The 25,018-nt window shown below is 41.3% G+C and carries 28 protein-coding genes; 27 read left to right on the forward strand and 1 reads right to left on the reverse strand.

The genetic code is table 11. The features are described from left to right. Positions 1 to 21: 21 nt before the first annotated feature. Genes MHH41_RS00215 through rsmI form a run of 8 tightly spaced genes read left to right on the forward strand, consistent with a single transcriptional unit; the run spans position 22 to position 4,941 of the window. Positions 22 to 351: a cyclic-di-AMP receptor gene (locus MHH41_RS00215; protein WP_012008640.1), complete on the forward strand. Its 330-nt coding sequence runs from the start codon at positions 22 to 24 to the stop codon at positions 349 to 351. Between the two features lie 12 nt (positions 352 to 363). Then, positions 364 to 804 (forward strand): YaaR family protein, encoded by a 441-nt coding sequence (locus tag MHH41_RS00220; protein WP_050945802.1) that lies wholly within the window; start codon positions 364 to 366, stop codon positions 802 to 804. Between the two features lie 11 nt (positions 805 to 815). Continuing rightward, positions 816 to 1,805 carry a DNA polymerase III subunit delta' gene (holB, locus tag MHH41_RS00225; RefSeq protein WP_050945801.1) on the forward strand — a complete coding sequence of 330 codons (990 nt, stop codon included), beginning with the start codon at positions 816 to 818 and terminating at the stop codon, positions 1,803 to 1,805. A 2-nt stretch (positions 1,806 to 1,807) separates the two neighbouring features. Further along, positions 1,808 to 2,635: a PSP1 domain-containing protein gene (locus MHH41_RS00230; protein ID WP_003217932.1), complete on the forward strand. Its 828-nt coding sequence runs from the start codon at positions 1,808 to 1,810 to the stop codon at positions 2,633 to 2,635. A 14-nt stretch (positions 2,636 to 2,649) separates the two neighbouring features. Further along, complete coding sequence (yabA, locus tag MHH41_RS00235; protein WP_003217957.1) at positions 2,650 to 3,003, forward strand: DNA replication initiation control protein YabA; 354 nt, start codon at positions 2,650 to 2,652, stop codon at positions 3,001 to 3,003. A 55-nt stretch (positions 3,004 to 3,058) separates the two neighbouring features. After that, positions 3,059 to 3,802, forward strand: coding sequence for a tRNA1(Val) (adenine(37)-N6)-methyltransferase (locus tag MHH41_RS00240; RefSeq protein WP_044140390.1), 744 nt, complete (start codon positions 3,059 to 3,061; stop codon positions 3,800 to 3,802). Further along, positions 3,789 to 4,085: a GIY-YIG nuclease family protein gene (locus MHH41_RS00245; RefSeq protein ID WP_003217970.1), complete on the forward strand. Its 297-nt coding sequence runs from the start codon at positions 3,789 to 3,791 to the stop codon at positions 4,083 to 4,085. Before MHH41_RS00240 ends, MHH41_RS00245 begins: the two co-directional genes overlap by 14 nt. After that, the gene (rsmI, locus tag MHH41_RS00250) at positions 4,063 to 4,941 is read left to right on the forward strand and encodes a 16S rRNA (cytidine(1402)-2'-O)-methyltransferase (RefSeq protein WP_284907845.1); all 879 of its coding nucleotides are present in this window, start codon (positions 4,063 to 4,065) and stop codon (positions 4,939 to 4,941) included. The genes MHH41_RS00245 and rsmI overlap by 23 nt, the downstream gene beginning before the upstream one ends. Before the next feature lie 46 nt (positions 4,942 to 4,987). On the opposite strand, the gene MHH41_RS00255 is transcribed toward rsmI, so the two are convergent. After that, entirely contained in the window at positions 4,988 to 5,278 is a 291-nt protein-coding gene (locus tag MHH41_RS00255) for an AbrB/MazE/SpoVT family DNA-binding domain-containing protein (RefSeq protein ID WP_087975202.1), read from the reverse strand. Between the two features lie 520 nt (positions 5,279 to 5,798). Between MHH41_RS00255 and metG the strand changes: the two genes are divergently transcribed. From metG to spoVT, 19 genes are all read left to right on the forward strand, one after another. Continuing rightward, entirely contained in the window at positions 5,799 to 7,799 is a 2,001-nt protein-coding gene (metG, locus tag MHH41_RS00260; RefSeq protein ID WP_340865328.1) for a methionine--tRNA ligase, read from the forward strand. 81 nt (positions 7,800 to 7,880) lie between these two features. After that, positions 7,881 to 8,648: a TatD family hydrolase gene (locus tag MHH41_RS00265; RefSeq protein WP_050945797.1), complete on the forward strand. Its 768-nt coding sequence runs from the start codon at positions 7,881 to 7,883 to the stop codon at positions 8,646 to 8,648. Positions 8,649 to 8,892: 244 nt separating this feature from the next. Beyond that, complete coding sequence (locus tag MHH41_RS00270; RefSeq protein WP_106030286.1) at positions 8,893 to 10,095, forward strand: G5 and 3D domain-containing protein; 1,203 nt, start codon at positions 8,893 to 8,895, stop codon at positions 10,093 to 10,095. 160 nt (positions 10,096 to 10,255) lie between these two features. Further along, complete coding sequence (gene rnmV / locus MHH41_RS00275; protein WP_012008650.1) at positions 10,256 to 10,816, forward strand: ribonuclease M5; 561 nt, start codon at positions 10,256 to 10,258, stop codon at positions 10,814 to 10,816. Next, positions 10,809 to 11,687 carry a 16S rRNA (adenine(1518)-N(6)/adenine(1519)-N(6))-dimethyltransferase RsmA gene (rsmA, locus tag MHH41_RS00280; RefSeq protein ID WP_251191533.1) on the forward strand — a complete coding sequence of 293 codons (879 nt, stop codon included), beginning with the start codon at positions 10,809 to 10,811 and terminating at the stop codon, positions 11,685 to 11,687. Before rnmV ends, rsmA begins: the two co-directional genes overlap by 8 nt. A gap of 133 nt (positions 11,688 to 11,820) precedes the next feature. Continuing rightward, positions 11,821 to 12,705, forward strand: a complete 885-nt coding sequence (yabG, locus tag MHH41_RS00285; protein ID WP_034620903.1) for a sporulation peptidase YabG — start codon at positions 11,821 to 11,823, stop codon at positions 12,703 to 12,705. A gap of 213 nt (positions 12,706 to 12,918) precedes the next feature. Continuing rightward, positions 12,919 to 13,176 carry a biofilm formation stimulator Veg gene (gene veg, locus MHH41_RS00290; protein ID WP_003217979.1) on the forward strand — a complete coding sequence of 86 codons (258 nt, stop codon included), beginning with the start codon at positions 12,919 to 12,921 and terminating at the stop codon, positions 13,174 to 13,176. 163 nt (positions 13,177 to 13,339) lie between these two features. Further along, positions 13,340 to 13,525 carry a small, acid-soluble spore protein, alpha/beta type gene (locus MHH41_RS00295; protein ID WP_012008653.1) on the forward strand — a complete coding sequence of 62 codons (186 nt, stop codon included), beginning with the start codon at positions 13,340 to 13,342 and terminating at the stop codon, positions 13,523 to 13,525. Positions 13,526 to 13,671: 146 nt separating this feature from the next. Next, positions 13,672 to 14,541: a 4-(cytidine 5'-diphospho)-2-C-methyl-D-erythritol kinase gene (gene ispE, locus MHH41_RS00300; protein ID WP_034620899.1), complete on the forward strand. Its 870-nt coding sequence runs from the start codon at positions 13,672 to 13,674 to the stop codon at positions 14,539 to 14,541. Positions 14,542 to 14,596: 55 nt separating this feature from the next. Then, positions 14,597 to 15,430 carry a pur operon repressor gene (purR, locus tag MHH41_RS00305; RefSeq protein ID WP_003217919.1) on the forward strand — a complete coding sequence of 278 codons (834 nt, stop codon included), beginning with the start codon at positions 14,597 to 14,599 and terminating at the stop codon, positions 15,428 to 15,430. 37 nt (positions 15,431 to 15,467) lie between these two features. Beyond that, positions 15,468 to 15,845 (forward strand): 2-iminobutanoate/2-iminopropanoate deaminase, encoded by a 378-nt coding sequence (gene ridA, locus MHH41_RS00310; protein WP_003217959.1) that lies wholly within the window; start codon positions 15,468 to 15,470, stop codon positions 15,843 to 15,845. A gap of 225 nt (positions 15,846 to 16,070) precedes the next feature. Beyond that, the gene (spoVG, locus tag MHH41_RS00315; protein WP_034324487.1) at positions 16,071 to 16,367 is read left to right on the forward strand and encodes a septation regulator SpoVG; all 297 of its coding nucleotides are present in this window, start codon (positions 16,071 to 16,073) and stop codon (positions 16,365 to 16,367) included. Positions 16,368 to 16,565: 198 nt separating this feature from the next. Beyond that, a complete protein-coding gene (glmU, locus tag MHH41_RS00320) occupies positions 16,566 to 17,936 on the forward strand; it encodes a bifunctional UDP-N-acetylglucosamine diphosphorylase/glucosamine-1-phosphate N-acetyltransferase GlmU (RefSeq protein WP_003217924.1) in 1,371 nt (456 codons plus the stop codon). 22 nt (positions 17,937 to 17,958) lie between these two features. Next, a complete protein-coding gene (locus MHH41_RS00325; RefSeq protein WP_003217907.1) occupies positions 17,959 to 18,912 on the forward strand; it encodes a ribose-phosphate diphosphokinase in 954 nt (317 codons plus the stop codon). Between the two features lie 134 nt (positions 18,913 to 19,046). Beyond that, a complete protein-coding gene (locus tag MHH41_RS00330; protein WP_003217956.1) occupies positions 19,047 to 19,673 on the forward strand; it encodes a 50S ribosomal protein L25/general stress protein Ctc in 627 nt (208 codons plus the stop codon). A gap of 139 nt (positions 19,674 to 19,812) precedes the next feature. Further along, positions 19,813 to 20,379 carry an aminoacyl-tRNA hydrolase gene (pth, locus tag MHH41_RS00335; RefSeq protein ID WP_003217909.1) on the forward strand — a complete coding sequence of 189 codons (567 nt, stop codon included), beginning with the start codon at positions 19,813 to 19,815 and terminating at the stop codon, positions 20,377 to 20,379. 55 nt (positions 20,380 to 20,434) lie between these two features. After that, a complete protein-coding gene (locus MHH41_RS00340) occupies positions 20,435 to 20,665 on the forward strand; it encodes an anti-sigma-F factor Fin family protein (protein ID WP_003217967.1) in 231 nt (76 codons plus the stop codon). A gap of 67 nt (positions 20,666 to 20,732) precedes the next feature. Further along, on the forward strand, positions 20,733 to 24,266 hold the full coding sequence (gene mfd / locus MHH41_RS00345; protein WP_327840484.1) for a transcription-repair coupling factor: 3,534 nt from the start codon (positions 20,733 to 20,735) through the stop codon (positions 24,264 to 24,266). A 139-nt stretch (positions 24,267 to 24,405) separates the two neighbouring features. Then, the gene (spoVT, locus tag MHH41_RS00350; RefSeq protein WP_003217990.1) at positions 24,406 to 24,942 is read left to right on the forward strand and encodes a stage V sporulation protein T; all 537 of its coding nucleotides are present in this window, start codon (positions 24,406 to 24,408) and stop codon (positions 24,940 to 24,942) included. Positions 24,943 to 25,018: the final 76 nt, after the last annotated feature.

A 25,018-nucleotide genomic window follows, 5' to 3' on the forward strand; every position in this document is an offset into this window, starting at 1 on the left:
AAAACAAAGGAGGCCAATCAAATGAAATTAATTGTTGCCGTTGTACAGGACCAAGATAGCAGCAAGTTGTTGAAAATATTGACTGAACATCAATTCGGCGTGACAAAATTAGCTTCAACTGGTGGGTTTTTAAAGTCTGGGAATACGACTTTTATCATTGGTTGTGATGATGTCCGAGTGGATAAAGCGTTACAGCTTATAAAAGAAAATTGCCGTAAACGTGATCAAATGATTGCACCTGTATCTCCAATGGGTGGTAACGCAGATTCATATGTACCATACCCTGTTGAGGTTGAAGTTGGTGGAGCTACTGTCTTTATTCTGCCAGTTGAACAATTTCATCAATTCTAAGGATGGGTTGCTGTGAAAATTAATCAAGATATGCGGCTGCTTTTAGAAAAGCGTGAACTCCAAGGCATGAAAGGAAGCCAGTCATCTGCCTCTTTTAAAGCATCGATGGAGACGCAAAGCGGCAAAATGCGCTTAGAGCAGCTGACGGTTATGCTGAGTGATATCGAAGTGTTCGGTAAAAAGCTGACAAAGTCACGAAACTTAAAGGACTTGGCTAGGTTTAAAGGTCTTGTGAAGCGCTTTGTGAAAGAGACAGTCGATAATGGATTAAATATAGAAACATCAAGAAGCTTTGACATTTATGGCAACACGCGTACACTCGCTTTAGTCAAAGCATTAGATGAAAAGCTGATTGAATTAACAGAGGATATGATGGACCAAGAGAAGCCATCTATTGATTTGCTTGAACGTATTGGAGAAATAAAAGGTTTATTGATTAACCTTTACACATAGAGAGTGATAACATGGCAATTAGCTGGGATGACATGAATGAGTTGCAGCCGCGCGTCATGCGGCTGATTTTTAATAGTATTGATAAAGATCGACTTGCGCATGCCTACTTATTTGAAGGAAAAAAGGGTACTGGTAAGCGGGAAGCTGCGATGCTTTTGGCTAAGAGTTTTTTTTGCTTGGAATCAGGAGTGAAACCGTGTGAATCCTGTCAAAACTGCAAGAGGATTGAGTCAGGTAACCATCCCGATTTACATCTCGTGCAGCCTGATGGTCAATCAATTAAGAAAGCGCAAGTACAGGCATTGCAAGAGGAATTTACAAAAGCAGGTGTGGAATCTCACCGAAAAATGTATATCATTCTTCATGCGGACAAAATGACGGTTAATGCCGCGAACAGTTTATTAAAGTTCCTAGAGGAGCCTAACCGGGAAACGATGGCAATTTTAATCACTGAGCAATCGCATAAAATGTTGGATACGATTATTTCAAGATGTCAGATGCTCAGCTTTCAGCCGCTGCAGCCACAATCCTTGGAGCAGCAGCTATTACAAGAAGGCGTATCTCAGCATCTTGCAAGGCTTTTGTCGAATTTAACCAACAATTTAGCAGAAGCACTCGAATTAAGTCGAAATGATCAGTTTGCAGAGTCTAGAGCGAAAGTGATAAAATTGTATGAAGTCTTACACCAGCGAAAAGAACATGCATTTTTTTATATACAGGATCAATGGATGCCTTTTTTCAAAGAGAAAGACCTTCAAGAAACAGGTCTGGATATGCTTTTATTTATATATCGTGATGTATTGTCGATTCAAATAGGAAATGAAGATAAAGTCATTTATCAAGACTTATTCCAGACAATGAAGCAGCACGCGCTGCATTCCACACAGCAGATGGTGACGAACCAGATCCTTGCTGTATTAGAAGCGAAAAAGAGACTTCAATCCAACGTGAATGCCCAAGGGCTGATGGAGCAATTGGTGTTGATGTTGCAGGAGGGATAAGCTTGTACAACGTAATTGGTGTTCGCTTTAAAAAAGCGGGCAAAATCTATTATTTCGATCCTAATGGATTTCATATAGAAAATGATAGTTGTGTCATTGTAGAGACGGTCAGAGGAGTTGAGTACGGACAAGTGGTCATCGCTAATAAAAAAGTAGATGAACACGATGTCGTTCTTCCTCTGCGTAAGGTGATTCGTGTAGCAGACGAACGAGACCGACTCATCGTTGAGGAAAACAAAGAAGCAGCGATGACAGCCTTTGATACATGTCTTCAGAAGGTAAGTGAACACGGTCTTGAAATGAAGCTGGTTGATGTTGAATTTACATTTGACCGAAACAAGGTCATTTTCTACTTCACAGCGGATGGCAGAGTAGATTTCCGTGAGCTAGTGAAGGATCTTGCATCGATCTTCAAAACGAGAATTGAACTTCGCCAGATTGGTGTAAGAGACGAGGCAAAAATGCTGGGTGGCATAGGACCTTGCGGGCGAATGCTTTGCTGTTCGACATTCTTAGGAGACTTTGAACCAGTATCCATTAAGATGGCAAAAGATCAAAACCTGTCGCTAAATCCCACAAAAATTTCAGGGCTTTGCGGTCGTTTGATGTGCTGCTTGAAATATGAGAATGATGAGTATGAAACAGCGAAAGAACAATTGCCGGATATCGGTGAAACGATTCAAACATCTAGTGGCTCTGCAAAGGTAGTAGGGCTCAACATTTTAGAACGAATTTTGCAAGTTGAATTAACCGGGCAAGAAAAAGTGGTAGAATATACTTGGGAAGAATTATTACAAGAAGGCGTTGTATCTGCACAAACAACTGAGTAACGAGGTGTGCCACCTTGGATAAAAAGGAACTATTTGATACGGTGATCAATTTAGAAGAACAAATTGGTTCTCTTTATCGCCAGTTAGGTGATTTGAAAAATCATATCGGTGAAGTGATTGAAGAAAATCATCAGCTGCAGATGGAGAATCAGCACTTGCGTGAACGTCTGGATCAGTCCGATCGGGACAAATCGTCTGAGACAGAGAATGATTCTGCTCAGAAACCAGGTCATTCTGATATAGGAGAAGGTCATGATAATCTGGCTCGGTTATATCAGGAGGGCTTCCATATTTGCAATGTACATTATGGAAGCATACGTAAAGAGGGAGACTGTTTGTTCTGTCTGTCATTTTTAAATAAAAAATGAGAAAAGGCTTCCGCTGAATCGGAAGCCTTTTTCACAGGAAAAGAAAGGATACATCATGGTTTCGTTAAGAGAAGATGAACGATTAGATTATTTGCTCGCCGAAGATATGAAAATTATTCAAAGTAAAACGGTTTTCGCCTTTTCATTGGACGCAGTGTTATTAGCAAAATTTGCGTATGTGCCCATCCAAAAAGGAGAGATCATTGATCTTTGCACGGGAAATGGCATTGTGCCATTGCTGCTTTCGACTCGATCTAAGGCTTCCATTACTGGGGTCGAAATTCAAGAGCGGCTGTTTGATATGGCAAAAAGAAGTGTGGCGTATAATCAACTTGAAAAGCAGATAGAACTGATTCATGGCGATCTGAATGATATGCCAGCACGCTACGGCAATCACAAAGTAGATGTCATCACATGTAATCCACCATATTTTAAGACACCTTCTAAAGAAGAAATCAATGAGAATGAATACTTGGCCATTGCTCGGCATGAAATTCATTGTACATTAGAAGATGTCATTCGCGTTTCTTCCACGCTGCTGAAGCAAGGAGGGAAACTGGCGATGGTTCATCGGCCGGGACGGCTGCTTGAGATTGTGGAATTGATGAAGAAGTACCGAATTGAGCCAAAACGAATTCAATTTGTTTATCCAAAACAGGGTAAGGAAGCCAATACCATCTTAGTAGAGGGGATAAAAGATGGAAAACCAGACCTGAAAATTCTCCCGCCTCTTTTTGTTTATGGAGATGATCAAGAGTATACTGAGGAAATCAGGACGATACTGTATGGAGAAGCATAATCATTATTTCTATGTATTGAAATGTGCAGACGGCAGCCTATATGCAGGTTATACAAATGATTTACAAAAAAGACTGACGACCCACAATAGTGGAAAGGGAGCAAAGTATACAAGAGCAAGACGGCCAGTTGAGCTGTATTATCATGAATGTTTTGCAACCAAAAGAGAAGCCATGCAGCAAGAATATCGTTTCAAAACGTGGACACGGAAAAAGAAGGATCTTTATATAGAAGAAATGCGTATTGAAAAGGAGGCGGCACATGAAAACACAGAAAAGCTTTGATGGTCAATCAGATATGGGCATTCTATATCTCGTCCCAACCCCAATTGGCAATTTAGAAGATATGACGTTTCGAGCCATACAAACATTAAAAGATGTAGACTATATTGCCGCAGAGGATACAAGACAAACGAAAAAACTTTGTCATGTCTATGAAATTGATACGCCATTAACGAGTTATCATGAGCATAACAAAGACAGTAGCGGCCACAAGTTGATCGAATGGTTAAAAGAAGGAAAAAACATCGCACTCGTGAGCGATGCTGGTTTACCGACGATCTCTGATCCAGGTGCTGAAGTGGTCCGTGACTTTACGAATATCGGCGGTTATGTCGTTCCGTTACCTGGAGCAAATGCTGCACTTACAGCACTCATTGCCTCAGGGATCACGCCGCAGCCATTTTTCTTTTATGGATTTCTTGACCGACAAAAAAAGGAAAAGAAAAAACAGCTCGAAGCTTTGAAGAAGCGTCAAGAAACAATCATTTTCTATGAAGCGCCTCATCGGTTAAAAGAAACGCTGACTTTGATGAAGGAAGTGTGGGGCAACCGGAATATCGCCATTACGAGAGAACTAACGAAAAAATTTGAAGAGTTTATTCGTGGAGATTTAGAGTCTGTGCTGATATGGGCGGTAGAGAATCAAATCCGAGGTGAATTCTGTCTAGTCGTACAAGGTAACGATCAAGATGAAGAAGAGCTAAATGAAGATGTCTGGTGGAAGTCCTTATCTGAAAAGGAACACGTAATCCATTACATAGGGGAAGGATTAACGTCGAAGGAAGCCATTAAACATACAGCCGTCGAACGCGGTGTACCAAAGCGCACCATATACGATGCCTATCATATTGAACAATAAAGAAAGGTTCTTGCAAACGGTGCAAGAACCTTTCTTTATATCAAACTTATTTTTGTGATTGAAGTTGGTTTTGAATTTCGTTAATGATTTGCTCTGCACCTTCACGGCTAAGAACTAATTTACCATTAGCAAGTTTAAGGTTATCGTCTGATACTTCACCTGTAACTTGGCAAGTCATGTTTGGTTTATATTTTTTTAGGATAATTTTTTCATCATCAACATAAATTTCCAAAGCGTCTTTTTCAGCGATTCCTAGAGTACGGCGAAGTTCGATTGGAATCACCACGCGCCCTAATTCGTCAACTTTACGTACAATACCTGTAGATTTCATCTTCATTCTCCTCCCAAAGAGTTCTTATTCTTAATATAATATTATCTTCGTCATTATTCGACAAATTCCTTACATTCATAGCATAACAAGGTTTCCATAAATCGTCAATCATTTTGTTTACTATTGTTTGTAAAATATGACTCTTAAAGTCAAAAGACCTTGAAACTACTGATTTATAAGGATTTTGCGGCTTTTTTCTATGAAAATATGAGAAATGACGAGTTCAGATTAACAAGACTTTTGCCCTAAATTAGCCAATTGTAAATCTGGAGATAGATTTCATACGACAATATTCGACAAAATGTCGACAGGTTTGTCGTTTTTTTCGAAAAACTCATCTTTTTCGATCATTTCATCTTGTTCTATGTATATATGCTTGATCTTAAAGGCTAAGATGGTATCATAGAGAAAGCACAAGTGCAAAATTTAATAAATGGATCTAACACATTTTCATGTAATGATGATAACCGCTCTCGTCCATTGGGCGGGAGTTTTTGACATTTACACACACGCAGGAGGTTCCAACATGCCGGAAAAGAAAAAAACGTTCTATCTGACAACACCTATTTACTATCCGAGCGGAAAATTACATATTGGACATGCTTATACGACAGTAGCAGGGGATGCTATGGCTCGTTATAAACGTCTTCAAGGCTATGATGTGATGTATTTAACGGGTACAGATGAGCACGGACAAAAAATTCAGCAAAAAGCTGAAGAACAAAACATCACACCGATCGAATATTTAGATCCTGTCGTAGCAGACATTCAATCACTATGGAAGAAACTCGACATTTCCAATGATGATTTCATCCGTACAACAGAAAAAAGACATACGAAAATCATTGAGCAAGTATTTCAAAAGCTGCTTGATCAAGGCGATATTTATTTAGACCAATATGAAGGCTGGTACAGTATTCCTGATGAGACATTCTATACGGAAACACAGCTTGTGGATGTTGAGCGGAATGAAAAAGGAGAAGTCACTGGCGGGAAAAGCCCTGACAGCGGACATCCTGTCGAATTAATTAAAGAGGAATCATATTTCTTCCGTATGAGTAAGTATGCGGATCGTTTACTAGACTATTACGAAAAGAATCCAACGTTCATTCAGCCTGAATCAAGAAAGAATGAAATGATCAATAACTTCATCAAACCAGGTTTAGAGGATCTAGCTGTATCAAGAACAACCTTTGACTGGGGAATTAAAGTTCCAAACAATCCAAAGCACGTCATCTATGTATGGATTGATGCGTTGTTCAACTATTTAACTGCGATTGGTTACGGAACTGATCAGGATGAAAAATATAAAAAATATTGGCCTGCCAACGTGCACCTCGTAGGGAAAGAAATTGTTCGTTTTCATACGATTTATTGGCCAATTATGCTGATGGCACTCGATCTGCAGCTGCCGAAACAAATTTTCGCACACGGTTGGCTGTTGATGAAAGATGGTAAGATGTCTAAATCAAAAGGGAACGTAGTAGATCCGGTCACATTAATAGATCGCTACGGTCTTGATGCCCTTCGTTATTACCTCCTTCGTGAAGTACCATTTGGTGCGGATGGTGTGTTTACACCAGAAGGGTTCGTGGAACGTGTAAACTATGACCTTGCCAATGACTTAGGCAACTTGCTTAACCGTACAGTTGCGATGGTTCAAAAATATTTTGACGGTACATTAAGCAGCTATAAGGGTCCAGTTAATGAGTTTGATGAGGAGCTTAAAGCAGTAGCTGAGCAAACAGTCAAAGCCTATGAAGAAGCGATGGAAAACCTTGAATTCTCTGTGGCTCTTTCAAATGTTTGGACATTAATCAGCAGAACCAATAAATATATTGACCAGACAGCTCCTTGGGTGCTGGCAAAGGATGAAACAAAACGAAAAGAGCTGCATTCTGTCATGTATCATTTAGCAGAATCACTCCGCATCACAGCAGTGCTCTTAACGCCTTTCCTAACGAAAACACCTGAGAAAATTTTCTTCCAGCTTGGCATTGAAGAAGAGAAACTTAAAAGCTGGGATAGCATTCTATCTTTCGGTGCGATTCAACAAGCGACGGTACAAAAAGGCGAGCCTTTGTTCCCGCGTTTAGAGGTTGAAGAAGAAGTAGCATATATTAAAGAGAAAATGCAGGGAAGTGCACCAAAGGTAGAAGAAGAGAAAGTAGAAATAGAAGAAACAGAATTACCTGAGCTAGGAGAAGAAATTGCTTTTGATGATTTCTCAAAAGTTGATCTTCGAGTCGCACAGGTACTGGAAGCAGCCCCAGTGAAAAAAGCAGATCGTCTCTTAAAGCTGCAGCTTGATTTTGGATTTGAAAAGAGACAAATTGTTTCGGGGATAGCCAAGCATTATCAACCTGAGGAATTAGTAGGGAAGAAGCTCGTCTGTGTAGCAAATCTCACACCAGTTAAACTCAGAGGGGAAATTTCCCAGGGAATGATTTTAACTGGAGAAACTAGCGGGAAATTGCAGGTTCTTGAAGTGGATCAATCTCTAGCAAATGGAACAAAAATTTTATAAATCAACAAAGGTGTTCCACGTGTAACATTTCGTCGAACACCTTTTGTTTTTTAGAAGAATTGTCGAAAGGAGCAATCAACGATGTTATTTGATACACATGCCCACTTAAATGCGGAACAATATAATGAAGACTTAGAACAGGTGATCGAAAGAGCGAAGAGTGAAAAAGTCGAAAAAATCGTAGTGGTAGGGTTTGACCGCCCGACAATTACGAGAGCAATGGAATTAATTGAAGAGTATGATTTCATCTATGCAGCCATTGGCTGGCACCCAGTCGACGCCATCGATATGACAGATGAAGATTTGCTGTGGATCAAAGAATTATCTCAACATGAAAAAGTCGTTGCAATTGGAGAAATGGGTCTCGATTACTATTGGGACAAGTCGCCAAAAGATGTGCAAAAAGAAGTCTTTAGACGTCAAATTGCTCTTGCGAAGGAAGTGAATCTTCCGATCATTATTCATAATCGTGACGCAACGGAAGATGTCGTGACGATCTTAAAGGAAGAGGGAGCGGCTGAAGTTGGAGGGATTATGCATTGCTTTACTGGCAGCCTAGAAATCGCAAAAGCGTGTATGGATATGAACTTTTATATTTCATTCGGTGGACCCGTGACATTTAAAAATGCCAAAAAACCGAAGGAAGTTGTCAAAGACATACCAAGTGACCGACTTTTGATTGAAACAGACTGCCCATACTTAACACCAGCGCCATTTAGAGGAAAACGCAACGAGCCAAGTTATGTGAAATATATCGCAGAACAAATTGCGGAGTTACGAGAAATAAGCTTTGAAGAGCTTGCTGAATTGACCACAAAAAATGCGAAAAAAGTTTTCGGTATAAACTGACAGTATATGATGTCAATCCTTGTTTAAGCTTGTCCATTTGTGAAACATAACGAAAATGTTCTACACGTTTACGCCTCTTCATAGGATAAGTTGTCGATAAGTCTTTCTTCCCTTCCTTCCATTAATCTCCCATAATAGGGTTACAATCGAGCATTTTTGTACAGTGGGTGGAAGGGTTGACAGGTTTTGAGATACTCTATATAATCTCTCCGAGGAGAAGGAGGCGTTTTTCATCGTACAAAAAATGAAAAATCTGTTTTCTGTTAAGCTAGGAAAAGGCAAGGTTTTATTACTAGTTGTTTGCTTGCTTTTAGCTGGAACTGGGACGGCTTACGGTGCGCATGAGCTCACTAAGCAGTCTATTACCATTTCAATCAATGGTAAAGAGAAGACAATTCGTACACATGAAGAGACAGTAGCACAGCTGTTTTCAGACCTTGGAATAAAGACCAAGGCGGAGGATCATATCTCTCCAAGTCTAAATACAAAGATTGAAGACAACATGAACATTGTGTATGATGCGGCTATACCGGTTCATCTGACCCTAGATGGGAAAGAGAAAACGATATGGACAACAGATCAGACGGTTGGAGCATTATTGAAGAATGAGAAGATAGATATTGGGAAGCACGATCAAGTAACTCCAGGAAAGAATAACAAGATTAAAAAGGATATGGATCTTGTGGTTCAGCAGGCCTTCCAGGTCAGCGTAAATGATGGAGGAAAAGAGAAAAAAGTGTGGACCACTTCGACTACGGTCGCTGACTTTTTAAAGCAACAAGAGCTGAAGCTCAAGAAGCACGATAAGATCAAACCTGCGTTACATAGTCACATTTCTAATAAAAGCGCAGATATCCAGATCACTCGGGTGGAAAAAGTCACCGATGTAGTGGAAGAGAAAATTGCTTTTGATACCAAACATAAAAAGGATCGTTCTCTTGAAAAAGGAAAAGAGAAGGTGCTTAAAAAAGGTGAAGAAGGTAAATTGAAGAAGCACTATGCCATTGTGAAAGAAAACGGCAAAGTGGTGTCTAAAGAATTGATTAAAGAAGTGACTGAAAAAGATAGCAAGGATCGTTTAGTGGCCATTGGTACACAAGAGTCCCAAAAAGAGCCTAAAGCGACACCTGCCGTTTCAAGAAGCAATGAATCGTCAGGAAAAGAATTTTATGTGGCGTCGACAGCCTATACAGCGAGCTGTGCTGGATGTACGGGCAGAACGTCAACTGGCTATAATTTAAAATCAAATCCAGGTGCAAAGGTCATAGCAGTTGATCCGAGTGTCATTCCGCTAGGCTCTAAAGTGTATGTGGAAGGCTATGGATATGCCGTTGCATCAGACACTGGATCTGCTATAAAAGGAAATAAAATTGATGTGTTCGTCCCAAATAAGTCGGCAGCTTATCAATGGGGAAATAAACGAGTGAAAATTAGAGTACTCAAATAAACACATCAAATCATTTATATGAACAGAGGGCTTTGCGCACCCTCTGTTTTTTTGGTTATAATAGAAGCACTGTTTTCTAATTAATTAGACGCAAAAACAGCAAGAAAGGTTTCATTTTTTAACCAAAAATTGTTTATTGTTTTTGCAAGCGGAGGAATACATGAAAATCAAAGAAATCATTGTGGTGGAAGGTCGTGACGACACTGCGAGAGTGAAGATGGCAGTTGATGCAGATACGATCGAAACAAACGGATCAGCCATTGGCGATACAGTTATTCAACAAGTGCGTCTTGCTCAGGAGACGAGAGGGGTCATTATTTTAACTGATCCTGATTTCCCTGGGGAGAAGATCCGGAAAACCATCGCAGAAGCGGTTCCTGGCTGTAAGCACGCATTTTTGCCAAAACATCTTGCGAAGGCGAAGCGGGACAAAGGAATTGGTGTCGAGCATGCTTCCTTGGACAGTATTCGGGAATGCCTTGCCCATGTCCATGAGGAAATGGAAGTAACGGAAAGTGACATTACATTAGATGACTTATTTGACGCAGGCCTAATCGGAGGCGAATCATCGAAACGCCGCAGAGAACGACTAGGTGTGCTATTAAATATAGGATATACCAATGCGAAGCAGCTGCATAAGCGCCTTCACATGTTCCAAATAACCAAACATGATTTTATTGCGGCCTTAAAGACCGTCATGCAGGAGGAAGCCGATGAATAAAGATATAGCGACACCCATCAGAACGAAGGAAATACTGAAGAAATACGGTTTCTCTTTTAAAAAGAGCTTAGGGCAGAACTTTTTAATTGATACAAATATACTCGATCGTATTGTCGATCACGCAGAGGTGACGGATGAGACCGGCGTGATTGAGATTGGGCCTGGTATCGGTGCATTGACCGAGCAGCTCGCTAAGCGTGCAAAGAAAGTCACTGCTTTTGAAATCGATCAGCGGTTATTGCCCATTTTAAACGATACACTTTCTCCATATGATAATGTTACGATCATTCATCAAGACGTATTAAAGGCAGATGTGGGAAAGGTCATCGAGGAAAACTTTGCTGACTGTAAAGAAGTGATGGTTGTCGCCAACCTTCCGTATTACGTGACGACACCGATTATTATGAAGCTGCTTGAAGAAAACCTTCCATTGAAAGGGATTGTAGTCATGCTGCAAAAAGAAGTAGCAGATCGTATGGCCGCTGTCCCTTCATCAAAGGAATACAATTCGCTGTCTATCGCAGTTCAATACTATACGGAAGCGAAAACGGTGATGGTTGTGCCTAAAACGGTTTTCGTTCCACAGCCAAATGTCGATTCGGCTGTGATCAAGCTGACCGTTCGTGAAACGCCTGCTGTCTCAGTAGAAAATGATGAGTTTTTCTTTCAATTGATCCGTGCGAGCTTTGGTCAGCGCCGAAAAACATTGATGAATAATCTCATGAACAACTTACCTGATGGAAAGCAACATAAAGCGATCATTGAAGAAGCACTTCAAACAGCAGACATTGATGGAAAGCGCCGCGGCGAGTCATTATCCATTGAGGAATTTGCCCGTTTGGCGAATGTTTTACAAAAAGCCCTGTCTTAAGGGCTTTTTTCTTTTGTTTTTCACCACTTCGTTTGTTCGGGCATAGGCTAGAAAGAACAGCACCATGAAAGACGAACATATTTAGCGCAAGACGATACCAACAGGATATGAGCCTGATTGTGGAGTGAAAAGCATGCAATTTCAAATAGGAGATATGGTGACAAGGGCATCCTATCAAATGGATATTTTGTTTCGAATTATTCGAATTGATGAGACCGATCAGCACGAAGCCACCGCCATATTGCATGGGAATGAAGTGAGGCTGATTGCTGATGCCAAGTTGTCAGATCTCGTCAAGGTTCAAAAAGAGGAACAGCTGACTAGAGAGAAAAATGACGAAAGAAAAATCAATGAATCGCTCGATTTACTAAGACAGGATTATCAGCTGCTGCGGGAAAAACAAGAGTATTATACTTCTGGACAATATCAGCATCAGGAGCAGTATTTTCACATGCCTGGAAAGGTCCTTCATTTAGATGGAGATGCTTCATACTTAAAGAAATGCTTAGATGTATATGAACGAATTGGTGTACCTGTGTATGGGGTGCATTGCCATGAGAAGAAAATGCCAAGCATGATTGACTCGTTAATTGATCAATATCGGCCAGATATATTGGTTATCACAGGACATGATGCGTATTCCAAGCAAAAGGGCGGCGTACATGATATCAGTGCATATCGTCATTCTCGGCATTTCGTTGAAACGGTTCAAAAAGCCAGACGGAAAATCCCTCATTTAGATCAGCTTGTGATCTTTGCTGGTGCCTGTCAATCTCATTTCGAATCATTGATCCAAGCAGGTGCCAATTTTGCGAGCTCGCCTTCCCGTGTGAATATCCATGCGCTCGACCCCGTCTATATCGTTGCGAAGATCAGCTTTACTCCATTTGTAGATCGAATCAACGTGTGGGATGTGCTCCGAAATACATTAACAAGAGAAAAAGGGCTCGGAGGCATCGAGACGAAGGGTGTTCTAAGGGTAGGTATGCCATATAAAAGAGATCATGAATCGACATAACCCGACTGATTTCAGTCTGGTTTTTTTTATGTTCAAAAAGAAATTGCAAAAGGATACATAATTCACCGGAAATTGAGAAAAATAGGGAGGAGAAAAGGTAGAAGTTTGTCAAAATTATTTTGTTGACAATGGCTCGTGTTCGTTGATATAATTTAATTTTTATTTGACAAAAACGGGCCGTTGTTGTATAATTATCTCAGTGAGGTGGATGCAATGGCGAAGACTTTGTCCGACATCAAAAGATCGCTTGATGGTAACTTAGGTAAACGTTTGACGTTAAAGGCTAACGGGGGCCGCCGTAAAACAATTGAGCGTTCGGGCATTTTAGCTGAAACGTACCCTTCTGTATTTGTGATTCAATTAGATCAAGATGAGAATTCGTTTGAAAGAGTTTCTTATAGTTATGCAGATATACTGACTGAGACGGTCGAATTAACGTTCGATGATACCGCTAGCTCAGTCGCCTATTAATGGGCAGTGAACTTTTTGTTTACTGCTTTTTGTTTTGCCTTTTTTTCTGAATGGGAGTCTGTCCATTTTTTGAAAGGGGTAAAAGAAAGGATTCGATACAAAATAAGAAAGCCACACAAGCGGTGGCACTGATTCGAATTCTCGACTAAAGGGGCTGTTTCGTTTGGGTAGACGCCGAGGCATTATGTCAGATGAGTTCAAATACGAGCTGGCGAAGGATCTTGGATTTTATGATACCGTCAAAAATGGAGGCTGGGGAGAGATTCGTGCGCGTGACGCAGGTAATATGGTCAAACGTGCCATTGAATTAGCTCAACAGCACATGGCTCAGGATGAGAATCAACGATAGAAAAACGGTCAGGGATACCTCGGGTGTCTCTGGCTTTTTTTGATGAAAAAGTCAGTGTGCTCAGCGTAAAAGCCTATATTCATCAGATCGATCAAATGTGATACAATATTGATACTTATGTTTAGATGGAGAAGTAGGTGAAATGTTTGCGTATTTTAGAAAAAGCACCGGCGAAAATTAATCTCTCACTTGATGTTCATGGAAAAAGACCGGATGGATATCACGAAGTGGAGATGGTGATGACAACAATAGACCTTGCAGATCGACTTGAGCTGACGGAGCTGGACAAGGATGAAATCCGTGTATCATCTCATAATCGATTCGTGCCAGATGATCAGCGTAATTTGGCTTATCAGGCGGCTAAATTACTTAAAACAAGGTTCGGTATTCAAAAAGGTGTATCCATTGTCATCACAAAAACAATTCCAGTCGCAGCAGGGTTAGCTGGAGGCAGCAGTGATGCAGCAGCAGCACTTCGCGGCTTAAATCGTTTGTGGAAGCTGAACCTCACGTTAGATGAACTAGCTGAGCTTGGAGCGGAGATCGGCTCAGATGTGTCCTTTTGTGTACACGGAGGCACAGCACTAGCGACAGGACGTGGAGAAAAGCTGCAGCATATTGCAACACCGCCGCATTGCTGGGTGATTTTAGCGAAGCCGGTGATTGGGGTATCTACAGCTGAAGTCTATAGACAATATGACGCAAGCAAAGTAGAACACCCGAATGTAAAGCGTATGATTGAAGCGATTGAAGCGAAAGATTATAAAGAGATGTGCGGCTCACTCGGAAATGTTCTAGAGTCTGTGACATTAAAGATGTATCCAGAAGTAGATATGATCAAAAGACAGATGAAGCGTTTCGGTGCTGACGCTGTTTTAATGAGTGGAAGCGGCCCTACAGTATTTGGCTTGATTCAATATGAATCGAAGGTACAAAGAATATATAACGGACTGAGAGGGTTTTGTGATCAAGTATACGCTGTCCGCATGATCGGCGAACAAAATGCCCTTGATTAAATCCGTATATTAAGTTATATTTATCATAAATTATTCGGGTTCTGGGGGTAAGTTCATGAAGTTTCGTCGAAGCGGCAGATTGGTGGACTTAACAAATTATTTGTTAGCCCACCCGCACGTACTAGTACCGTTAACTTTTTTTGCAGAAAGATATCAATCTGCGAAGTCCTCCATTAGTGAAGACTTAACGATTATCAAACAGACCTTCGAACAGCAGGGAATAGGCACGTTGCTTACTGTACCTGGTGCTGCTGGCGGAGTGAAATATATTCCAAAGATTCACCTAAAAGAAGCAGACGACGTGGTAAACGATATCGGAGAAGCTCTATCGACTCCTGAACGTGTACTTCCTGGCGGTTATTTATATTTAACCGATGTTTTAGGGAATCCTTCAATCCTTGCGAAAATCGGTAAGCTATTTGCGACCATCTTTGCAGATCGTGCGATTGATGTCGTCATGACTGTTGCGACAAAGGGTATTCCTATTGCCTATTCTGTTGCGGGTTATTTAAATGTGCCGGTTGTGATCGTTAGAAAAGATAATAAAGTAACTGAGGGATCAACTGTAAGTATTAACTACGCGTCAGGTTCGTCTAATCGAATTCAAACCATGTCACTTGCAAAGCGGAGCTTAGATAAAGGATCCAATGTCCTGATCATTGATGACTTTATGAAAGCTGGCGGAACCATTAACGGCATGGTGAATTTGCTTGAGGAATTTAATGCAAATGTTGCAGGGATCGGTGTTCTTTTAGAAGATGAAGGCGTAGATGAACGTCTCGTTGATGAGTATGTATCGCTTTTAAAGCTTTCAACCATTGATATGAAGCAGAAGATCATTGAGATCAATGAAGGCAATTTCCACGAGTTTTTTCATTCGAAAGCTTAAGCATTGATAAACATGTAGTTGAATGGGAGAGATTGATATGACAAAAGTTGTTCAAACCAAACATGCACCAGCAGCCATTGGACCTTACTCTCAAGGGATTATTGTCAATAACATGTTTTACAGCTCCGGGCAGATTCCATTAACGGCAGCTGGAGACTTTGTAAATGGAGATATTAAAGAACAAACTCATCAAGTGTTCCGTAATCTTAAGGCCGTACTTGAAGCAGCAGGTGCTTCCTTTGAAACAGTCGTGAAAGCAACAGTTTTTATCAAAGATATGGAACAATTCGCAGAAGTAAATGAAGTGTATGGTGAGTATTTCCATACACATAAGCCAGCTCGTTCTTGTGTGGAAGTGGCAAGACTTCCTAAGGATGCACTCGTAGAAATTGAAGTGATTGCATTAGTAAAGTAAACAGGCAATCGTAACGAAAGCCGTTTGGTTTCATCATATGCAGGAAAAGACATCATCATGATGTCTTTTTTTCGCGCAGAGAATGTAAGCGTCGTCACTAAGATGACAAAAAATGTATAAATATCCCGATATTTCAAAAAAAGTTTAAAAAAAGAGCAGGAGAATCACCACAATCGTTGAATACCTAAGTAATGCTTTTATATTGGGAAAAGGTGGTGAACTACTGTGGAAGTTACTGACGTAAGATTACGCCGCGTGAATACCGATGGTCGCATGAGGGCGATTGCATCCATCACGCTGGACCACGAATTTGTTGTTCATGATATTCGTGTGATTGATGGAAACAATGGCTTGTTTGTTGCAATGCCTAGCAAACGCACGCCTGATGGAGAGTTTCGCGACATTGCACATCCAATTAATTCAGGTACTCGGGGAAAAATCCAAGATGCTGTATTAAATGAATATCATCGCTTAGGCGAAGAGGAAGAGACAATTGAATATGAAGAAGCTGGAGCTTCTTAATGATACGTTAACCTAAAAAGGCAGCTTTAAGAGAAAATGGATGTTTTCTTTTAAATGCTGTCTTTTTTGCGTTTTTCCTCATGTGTCTTATATGTTTCATCCGTTAGAAAAATATTGTACTTCCTCATGTATCCTTGAAATCAGTCCTTATTTAGGATATATTTTTCTATGGATAATAGGGATATTGGAGGCCAATCAATGGATAAGCGGTTCGCAGTGATTTTAGCAGCGGGAAAAGGAACGAGAATGAAGTCAAAGCTATACAAAGTACTTCATCCAGTTTGCGGAAAGCCAATGGTCGAGCATGTGGCAGATGAAGCGTTAAAGCTTTCTTTAGCCAAGCTAGTGACGATTGTCGGTCATGGAGCAGAGAACGTCAAAGAGCAGCTTGGAGACAGAAGTGAGTATGCACTTCAAGAAGAACAGCTGGGAACAGCACATGCCGTCAAGCAAGCAAAGTCGTTCCTTGCGCAGGAAAAGGGAACAACCATTGTCATTTGTGGTGATACGCCATTATTGACAGCGGAAACAATGGAAGCTATGTTGAGCGAGCATCAAAAACATCAAGCGAAAGTCACTATTTTAACAGCACATGCGGATGACCCGACAGGTTATGGTCGTATTATTCGTGACGAAACCGGTGCTGTCGTGAAAATTGTGGAGCATAAAGATGCGAATGATGCGGAACGTCAAGTGAATGAAATTAATACAGGGACTTATTGTTTTTCAAATGAAGATCTCTTCCGTGTGATTGAGCAAGTGTCGAATGAAAATGCACAGGGCGAATACTATTTGCCAGATGTCATTGAAATTTTAAAGAATGAAGGACAAACGGTTGCAGCATATCAAACACCGCATTTTGAAGAAACACTTGGAGTCAATGATCGTATCGCTCTATCACAAGCAGAGCAATTCATGAAGCGACGTATTAATCATCAGCATATGAAGAATGGTGTGACCTTGATTGATCCTGAGAACACGTATATTTCACCTGATGCAGTGATCGGTGAAGATACAATGATTTATCCTGGGACGGTCATCAAAGGGAATGTGAAAATCGGTGCAGACGCCACTATTGGGCCAAACACTGAAATTGTTGACAGCATCATCGGAGACCGCACAGTGATTAAGCAATCTGTCGTCTGCGATAGTGAGGTTGGAGTCGATGTGACAATTGGGCCGTTTGCTCATATTCGCCCGTTGTCAAAAATTGGCGATGAAGTGAAGATCGGGAATTTTGTCGAAATCAAGAAAACGGTTTTCGGTGACCGCAGCAAAGCATCTCATCTAAGCTATATTGGAGATGCAGAGGTCGGAACTGATGTAAACCTTGGCTGTGGATCTATTACAGTCAACTATGATGGGAAGAACAAATTCTTAACGAAGATTGAAGATGGCGCTTTTATTGGCTGTAATTCTAATCTCGTGGCACCAGTCACTGTCGGAAAAGGGGCATATGTTGCAGCTGGTTCAACGGTTACAGAAGATGTACCGCAGGATGCATTGTCTATTGCTAGAGCAAGACAAGTCAATAAAGAAGATTATGTGAAAAATATTCATAAAAAATAATCCAAATACCCGGAGGTTTACCATGTCTAATCGTTATGCTGATGCGAATTTAAAGATATTCTCTTTGAATTCAAACCCTGAACTTGCGAAAGAAATTGCCGATCGTATCGGAGTTGATGTAGGAAAGAGCTCTGTTAAACGCTTTAGTGACGGTGAAGTCCAAATCAATATTGAAGAAAGTATCCGCGGCTGTGATTGTTATGTCATTCAATCCACTAGTGCGCCAGTGAATGAGCACATTATGGAGCTGCTCATTATGGTAGATGCACTAAAACGCGCTTCTGCGAAAACGGTCAATATTGTGATCCCTTATTACGGATATGCACGTCAAGATCGTAAGGCAAAACCTCGTGAGCCGATCACTGCGAAGCTTTTTGCGAACTTACTTGAAACAGCGGGTGCTACACGTGTCATTGCACTTGATCTTCATGCGCCGCAAATCCAAGGTTTCTTTGATATTCCAATCGATAACTTAATGGCTGTGCCAATCTTAACAAACTATTTCGAACAGAAAAACTTGAATGATATCGTCGTTGTGTCTCCTGACCACGGTGGTGTAACACGTGCGCGTAAAATGGCAGATCGCCTGAAAGCGCCAATCGCAATTATCGACAAACGTCGTCCAAAGCCAAACGTTGCTGAAGTGATGAACATCATTGGTAACATTGAAGGCAAAACGGCGATTCTCATCGATGATATCATTGATACAGCTGGTACCATTACACTTGCTGCAAATGCACTTGTGGAAAATGGAGCGGCTGAAGTCTATGCTTGCTGTACTCACCCAGTATTGTCTGGACCAGCAGTAGAACGTATCACAAATTCTAAAATTAAAGAATTAGTTGTGACAAACAGTATTCACTTAACAGATGACAAGAAAGTTGGAAAATTCATTCCACTTTCAGTTGGGCCTTTGCTTGCAGAAGCCATCATCCGTGTACATGAAGAAGAATCTGTGAGCTACCTTTTCAGCTAATTTTCTGATTAAAAAAGGCCCTAGGCATCCGCTTGGGGTCTTTTTGCTATCATTCACAGTAAATAGGTTTAAAATGATTCGGTTATGGGTAATTATGAGAGTAGTGACAAAAATGAAATAGGATGGTGCTGAATATGGCAACTTTAAAAGCAAATAAAAGAACTGATTTCAAACGTTCCACACTGCAAAAAATCCGTCATTCAGGACACGTTCCTGGTGTCATATACGGAAAAAATACAGACAACCTGGCTGTTTCACTAGACAGCATCGATTTATTAAAGACCTTACGTGATGAAGGGAAGAATACAATCATCACACTAGACGTAAATGGTGAAACAAAATCTGTGATGGTCACAGAATTACAAACAGACCCGCTGAAAAATGAGCTTGTCCATGCAGATTTCCAAGTGGTCGATTTACAGCGTGAAATTGAAGCGGATGTACCTGTTCAACTGATTGGCGAATCTAAAGGAGTTAAAGATGGCGGTGTGCTTCAGCAGCCACTATTTGAACTATCCATTACAGCGAAACCAAAAGATATCCCTCAGCATATAGAAGCAGATATTACAAACTTAGAAGTGAATGATGTCCTAACAGTCGCTGATTTGTCTGTTCAGTCATCATATCAAGTGAATAACGATCCAGAAGAAGTCGTGGCATCCATTTTACCGCCTCAGCAATCAGAGGTTCCTGAACCAGATAGCGCAGAGGAACCAAAAGAACCTGAGGCCATTAAAGAAAAGGATAACGATGGAGAATAACTGGTCATTTAGAGACGTAACCCTCCCGCGGTTGCGTCTTTTGTGCTAGAATGAAAAGAATTCATACGTTTTACATGAGGCAATCCTATTGGCTCATTTTTTAGGCGTGTGCTTTGTGACAAAGGAGGTTATTGGTTTCATGCTTGCATTCATTGGATTAGGTAATCCAGGAAAAGAATATGAAAAAACAAGACATAATGTCGGGTTTATGACAATAGATGAATTATCGAAAAAATGGGACATCCCTTTAAATCAATCAAAATTCAATGGACTGTTTGGAACAGGGTTTGTTTCAGGGCAAAAGGTTCTACTTGTAAAGCCGCTTACATATATGAACTTATCAGGAGAATGCGTGCGTCCGCTAATGGATTACTATGATATTCCTCTTGAACATTTGAAAGTCATCTATGATGATCTTGATTTGCCAACTGGCCGGATTCGTTTGCGTACAAAAGGAAGTGCTGGCGGGCATAATGGAATCAAATCGTTGATTCAGCATTTAGGGTCACCTGAGTTTGATCGATTCCGTATTGGCATTGGACGCCCTCAAAATGGCATGAAAGTCGTCGATTACGTGCTAGGACGCTTTTCAGAAGAGGAGCAGCCTGACATTGCATCAGCCATTCAGGCGTCTGTTGAAGCTTGTGAGGCGGCTTTAACTAAGCCATTTTTAGAAGTGATGAATGATTTTAACAAAAAGGTATAAGAATGATAAGCAAAGCACATACTGATCATAAAATCTCAGCATGGGAGGATCACGTATGGCTTTGCATTATTACTGCCGGCACTGTGGTGTAAAGGTTGGCAGTCTAGATGAATCCGCTGTTCAAAGTGAAGCACTTGGATTTCATCACTTAACAAATGAGGAAAGAAACGATATGATTTCTTATAGGGAAAATGGTGATTTACATGTACAAACCATTTGTGAGGATTGCCAAGAGGCGCTCGAAAGAAATCCTGATTACCATCAGTATCATACCTTTATTCAATAAAAAGCTTTGGTGTAGATAATAGACCAAAGCGTTTTTCTGTTTTAAACAAGCAGGGAGGAGGAGCCAAATGAAAAATATACAATCATTTATCAAACAAAGTGATGATTTTCAGTCCATTTTTAATGGGCTAAAGGAAGGGTTAAAAGAACAGCTGCTCGCCGGACTATCAGGCTCCGTCAGATCTTTATTTACAGCCGCTATATCAGACGAACTTAAGCGGCCAATGTTTATTGTGACTCACAACTTGTATCAAGCGCAGAAGGTAACAGATGATCTTGCCAGTGTGATGTCAGATCGCTCGGTCCTTCTTTATCCTGTGAATGAACTCATTGCTTCAGAAATTGCCGTTGCAAGCCCTGAGCTCAGAGCACAGCGTCTAGATGTTCTGAACCGGCTGGCGAATGGAGAAAACCCCATTATCGTCACCCCGGCTGCTGCGGTGCGTCGAATGCTTCCGCCAGTTGAGCTCTGGAAGGAGAGTCAGATCCATTTAAAGCTTGGTGAAGAAATTGATTTGGAGGCGTTTTCAAAACAGCTTGTACAAATCGGTTATGACCGGACGTCAATGGTTGCTGCGCCCGGAGATTTTAGTGTGCGCGGAGGAATCATTGATATTTATTCGTTAACGGAAGATCATCCAATTCGTATTGAGCTGTTTGATACAGAAGTAGACTCAATTCGAACGTTCCACTCGGATACACAGCGTTCATTAGAAACACTTCAAGAAATTAAAATCGGTCCCGCAAAAGAGCTGATTGTGAGAGGGCCTGAACGAGTGAGAGCCATTGAACAGCTTGATCAAGGACTTGCGAAGAGCTTAAAGAAATTCAACTCGGACCAGCAAAAAGAATTGTTGCATCAACATATTTCTGCTGATCGAGAGAAGCTGCTAGAAGGTATCGTGACACAGGAAATGACGAAGTACCTGTCCTATTTCTATGAAAAACCTGCTAGTTTGCTAGATTACACTTCACAGGATACGATTATTATTTTAGATGAAATTAGCAGGATTCAGGAGATGGAAGAACAGCTTGAGCAGGAAGAAGCCGATTGGACAATTAGCCTGCTTGAAGAAGGCAATATTCTTCATGATTTATCCCTTTCTTTCCCGTTCCAACAACTGATCAATCAGCAATCGCGGTCGATTCTGTACTACTCCTTGTTCCTGAGACATGTCCAGCAGACAAATCCGCAAAATATCGTCAATGTATCTAGTAAGCAAATGCAGAATTTCCACGGTCAGATGAATGTGCTTGCAAGTGAAATTGAACGCTACAAAAAACAACAATATACAGTTGTCTTCTTAGGTGCGGATGAAGAGCGGACAGACAAACTGTCTTCTGTCTTACATGATTATGACATTGAAGCCGCTCTTGCCAAGCCGGACGCAGAGCTTGTAAGCGGGCAGGTGTATATTTTACAAGGTGAGCTGCAAACAGGCTTTGAACTGCCGTTATCGAAAATTGCCGTGATCACAGAAGGCGAGCTCTTCAAGAAACGTGTGAAGAAGCAGGCGCGTAAGCAAAAGCTGACCAATGCAGAGCGAATTAAGAGCTATTCAGAGCTTCAAGTCGGCGATTACGTGGTGCACATTAACCACGGGATCGGTAAGTATTTAGGAATTGAAACGCTTGAAATCGGCGGCATTCATAAAGATTATTTAAATATTCATTATCAAGGAAGCGACAAGCTTTATGTACCGGTTGAACAAATTGATCAGGTACAGAAATATGTTGGATCAGAAGGTAAAGAACCAAAGCTGTACAAACTAGGCGGCAGCGATTGGAAACGTGTGAAGAAAAAAGTAGAGTCCTCTGTACAGGACATCGCAGATGATCTCATTAAGCTGTACGCAGAGCGTGAGGCAAGCAAAGGGTATGCCTTCTCGCCTGATCATGAGATGCAGCACCAGTTTGAATCAGCGTTCCCTTACCAGGAAACAGATGATCAAATCCGTTCGATTCATGAAATCAAACAAGACATGGAGCGGGAGCGTCCAATGGACCGCCTGCTTTGTGGAGATGTGGGATACGGAAAAACAGAAGTGGCGATTCGAGCCGCCTTCAAAGCGATTGCTGACGGGAAGCAAGTTGCTCTACTCGTGCCAACAACCATCTTAGCGCAGCAGCATTTTGACACGATTATGGACCGATTCCAAGACTATCCGGTCAAAATTGCTCAGCTGAGCCGTTTCCGTACAAGAAAAGAAACAACCGAAACGCTAAAAGGGTTGAAAAATGGAACGATTGATATGGTTATTGGTACACACCGTTTGCTTTCTAAAGATATTGTCTATAAAGACTTAGGTTTGTTGATTATTGATGAAGAGCAGCGTTTTGGTGTGACCCATAAAGAGAAAATTAAACAGATGAAAGCCAATATCGATGTACTGACATTAACGGCTACGCCAATTCCGCGTACGCTGCATATGTCTATGCTTGGCGTACGGGATTTATCGGTTATTGAAACACCGCCTGAAAACCGTTTCCCTGTTCAAACCTATGTGGTCGAGTACAATGGCGCTTTAGTCAGAGAAGCGATTGAGCGAGAACTAGCACGCGGTGGTCAAGTGTACTTCTTGTACAACCGTGTCGAGGATATTGAACGAAAAGCAGATGAAATCTCTATGTTAGTTCCAGATGCGAAAGTCAGCTATGCACATGGGAAAATGAGTGAGAACGAGCTGGAATCAGTGATGATCAATTTCCTTGAAGGTGAATCAGATGTATTGGTCAGTACCACCATCATTGAAACGGGAGTCGACATTCCAAATGTGAACACGCTCATCGTCCACGATGCGGATAAAATGGGGCTTTCTCAGCTGTACCAGCTAAGAGGACGAGTAGGACGCTCGAATCGGGTCGCATATGCTTATTTCACGTATCGAAAAGATAAAGTTCTTTCTGAAGTAGCAGAGAAGAGACTTCAAGCTATTAAAGAATTCACAGAGCTCGGATCAGGATTTAAAATTGCGATGCGTGATTTAACGATTCGAGGAGCAGGAAATTTACTTGGTGCACAGCAGCATGGATTCATTGATTCTGTTGGATTCGACCTCTATTCTCAAATGCTGAAAGAAGCCATTGAGGAAAGAAGAGGCGATACAACGGCTCAAGATAAATTCGAACCGGAAATCGATCTGCAAATCGATGCTTACATCCCGGACACTTACATTTCGGATGGGAAGCAAAAGATCGAGATGTATAAACAGTTCAGAGCGATTGGATCAATTGAAGAGCGAAAAGAGCTTCAAGATGAGATGATCGACCGATTCGGTGAATATCCGCAAGAAGTGGCGGACTTGTTCACGATTGCGACGATGAAAGTATACGCAGTGCAGGAACGTGTCGAACTGATCAAGATGGAGAAAGGCATTGTCAGGCTCACCCTTGAAGAGCAAGCAAGCAGTGAAATCGACGGTCAAAAATTATTTGCCCTCGGCAGTAAATATGGCCGTGATATTGGCTTAGGAATGGAAGGCAGCAAGCTAATTATTTCTGTCCAAACGAAAGGCAAGAAGACAGGGGAATGGCTTGAAATCGTTCTGAATATGCTTCGGGGTCTTCAAGATGTGAAAAAAGAAACCATTCCATCTTCATAAAAATTTGTTTGTCTCTCGTGTATATTACGGTTGATGTGACGGATACTAATCTCAGGGTCAAGTGGTGAATGTTGCATAAAGTGGACGCTTTTGCTCCATTCACCCAACACATCATCAAACGAAAGAGAGGCAGCAGTGAATGAAAGCAACTGGAATTGTACGCCGCATCGATGATCTAGGTAGAGTGGTTATTCCGAAGGAGATTCGCAGAACATTGCGCATCCGGGAAGGAGATCCGCTTGAGATTTTCGTCGACCGCGATGGAGAAGTCATTTTGAAGAAGTATTCGCCGATTAGTGAGCTAGGAGACTTTGCGAAGGAATATGCTGATGCATTATTCGACAGTTTGGGTCATTCCATCCTGATTTGTGATCGAGATACGTATATTGCTGTATCCGGCAGTTCGAAAAAAGAGTACTTAAACAAATCCATCAGTGATTTACTTGAACGAACAATGGACCAGCGCAATTCTGTATTAGAAGAAAGCAAAAAAGAAATTCAACTTGTCGATGGTATTGATGATGACGTATCTGCTTATACCATTGCACCTATTGTTGCAAACGGAGATCCGATTGGCGCCGTCGTCTTATTTTCTAAAGAGCGTTCAATGGGGGAAGTGGAACATAAAGCGGCAGAAACAGCAGCTGGCTTCCTAGCCCGTCAAATGGAACACTAGGTCTAATAATTCTATATCATTTTGATGAAACGAAAGAATGCCGATGAAATCATTTGATTTTGTCGGCGTTTTTTAT

This window comes from Bacillus sp. FSL K6-1145 (assembly GCF_038003425.1).
Taxonomy (GTDB): domain Bacteria; phylum Bacillota; class Bacilli; order Bacillales; family Bacillaceae; genus Bacillus; species Bacillus pumilus.

Coding starts and splice junctions, on each gene's coding strand:
- MHH41_RS00270 (WP_106030286.1), top strand. CDS start 8,893: ATGAAAAATCTGTTTTCTGTTAAGCTAGGAAAAGGCAAGGTTTTATTA.
- MHH41_RS00340 (WP_003217967.1), top strand. CDS start 20,435: ATGGCTTTGCATTATTACTGCCGGCACTGTGGTGTAAAGGTTGGCAGT.
- MHH41_RS00245 (WP_003217970.1), top strand. CDS start 3,789: ATGGAGAAGCATAATCATTATTTCTATGTATTGAAATGTGCAGACGGC.
- MHH41_RS00255 (WP_087975202.1), bottom strand. CDS start 5,278: ATGAAGATGAAATCTACAGGTATTGTACGTAAAGTTGACGAATTAGGG.
- yabG (WP_034620903.1), top strand. CDS start 11,821: ATGCAATTTCAAATAGGAGATATGGTGACAAGGGCATCCTATCAAATG.
- MHH41_RS00330 (WP_003217956.1), top strand. CDS start 19,047: ATGGCAACTTTAAAAGCAAATAAAAGAACTGATTTCAAACGTTCCACA.
- rnmV (WP_012008650.1), top strand. CDS start 10,256: ATGAAAATCAAAGAAATCATTGTGGTGGAAGGTCGTGACGACACTGCG.
- veg (WP_003217979.1), top strand. CDS start 12,919: ATGGCGAAGACTTTGTCCGACATCAAAAGATCGCTTGATGGTAACTTA.
- glmU (WP_003217924.1), top strand. CDS start 16,566: ATGGATAAGCGGTTCGCAGTGATTTTAGCAGCGGGAAAAGGAACGAGA.
- MHH41_RS00240 (WP_044140390.1), top strand. CDS start 3,059: ATGGTTTCGTTAAGAGAAGATGAACGATTAGATTATTTGCTCGCCGAA.
- spoVT (WP_003217990.1), top strand. CDS start 24,406: ATGAAAGCAACTGGAATTGTACGCCGCATCGATGATCTAGGTAGAGTG.
- MHH41_RS00265 (WP_050945797.1), top strand. CDS start 7,881: ATGTTATTTGATACACATGCCCACTTAAATGCGGAACAATATAATGAA.
- purR (WP_003217919.1), top strand. CDS start 14,597: ATGAAGTTTCGTCGAAGCGGCAGATTGGTGGACTTAACAAATTATTTG.
- MHH41_RS00325 (WP_003217907.1), top strand. CDS start 17,959: ATGTCTAATCGTTATGCTGATGCGAATTTAAAGATATTCTCTTTGAAT.
- metG (WP_340865328.1), top strand. CDS start 5,799: ATGCCGGAAAAGAAAAAAACGTTCTATCTGACAACACCTATTTACTAT.
- pth (WP_003217909.1), top strand. CDS start 19,813: ATGCTTGCATTCATTGGATTAGGTAATCCAGGAAAAGAATATGAAAAA.
- rsmA (WP_251191533.1), top strand. CDS start 10,809: ATGAATAAAGATATAGCGACACCCATCAGAACGAAGGAAATACTGAAG.
- mfd (WP_327840484.1), top strand. CDS start 20,733: ATGAAAAATATACAATCATTTATCAAACAAAGTGATGATTTTCAGTCC.
- ridA (WP_003217959.1), top strand. CDS start 15,468: ATGACAAAAGTTGTTCAAACCAAACATGCACCAGCAGCCATTGGACCT.
- rsmI (WP_284907845.1), top strand. CDS start 4,063: ATGAAAACACAGAAAAGCTTTGATGGTCAATCAGATATGGGCATTCTA.
- MHH41_RS00215 (WP_012008640.1), top strand. CDS start 22: ATGAAATTAATTGTTGCCGTTGTACAGGACCAAGATAGCAGCAAGTTG.
- holB (WP_050945801.1), top strand. CDS start 816: ATGGCAATTAGCTGGGATGACATGAATGAGTTGCAGCCGCGCGTCATG.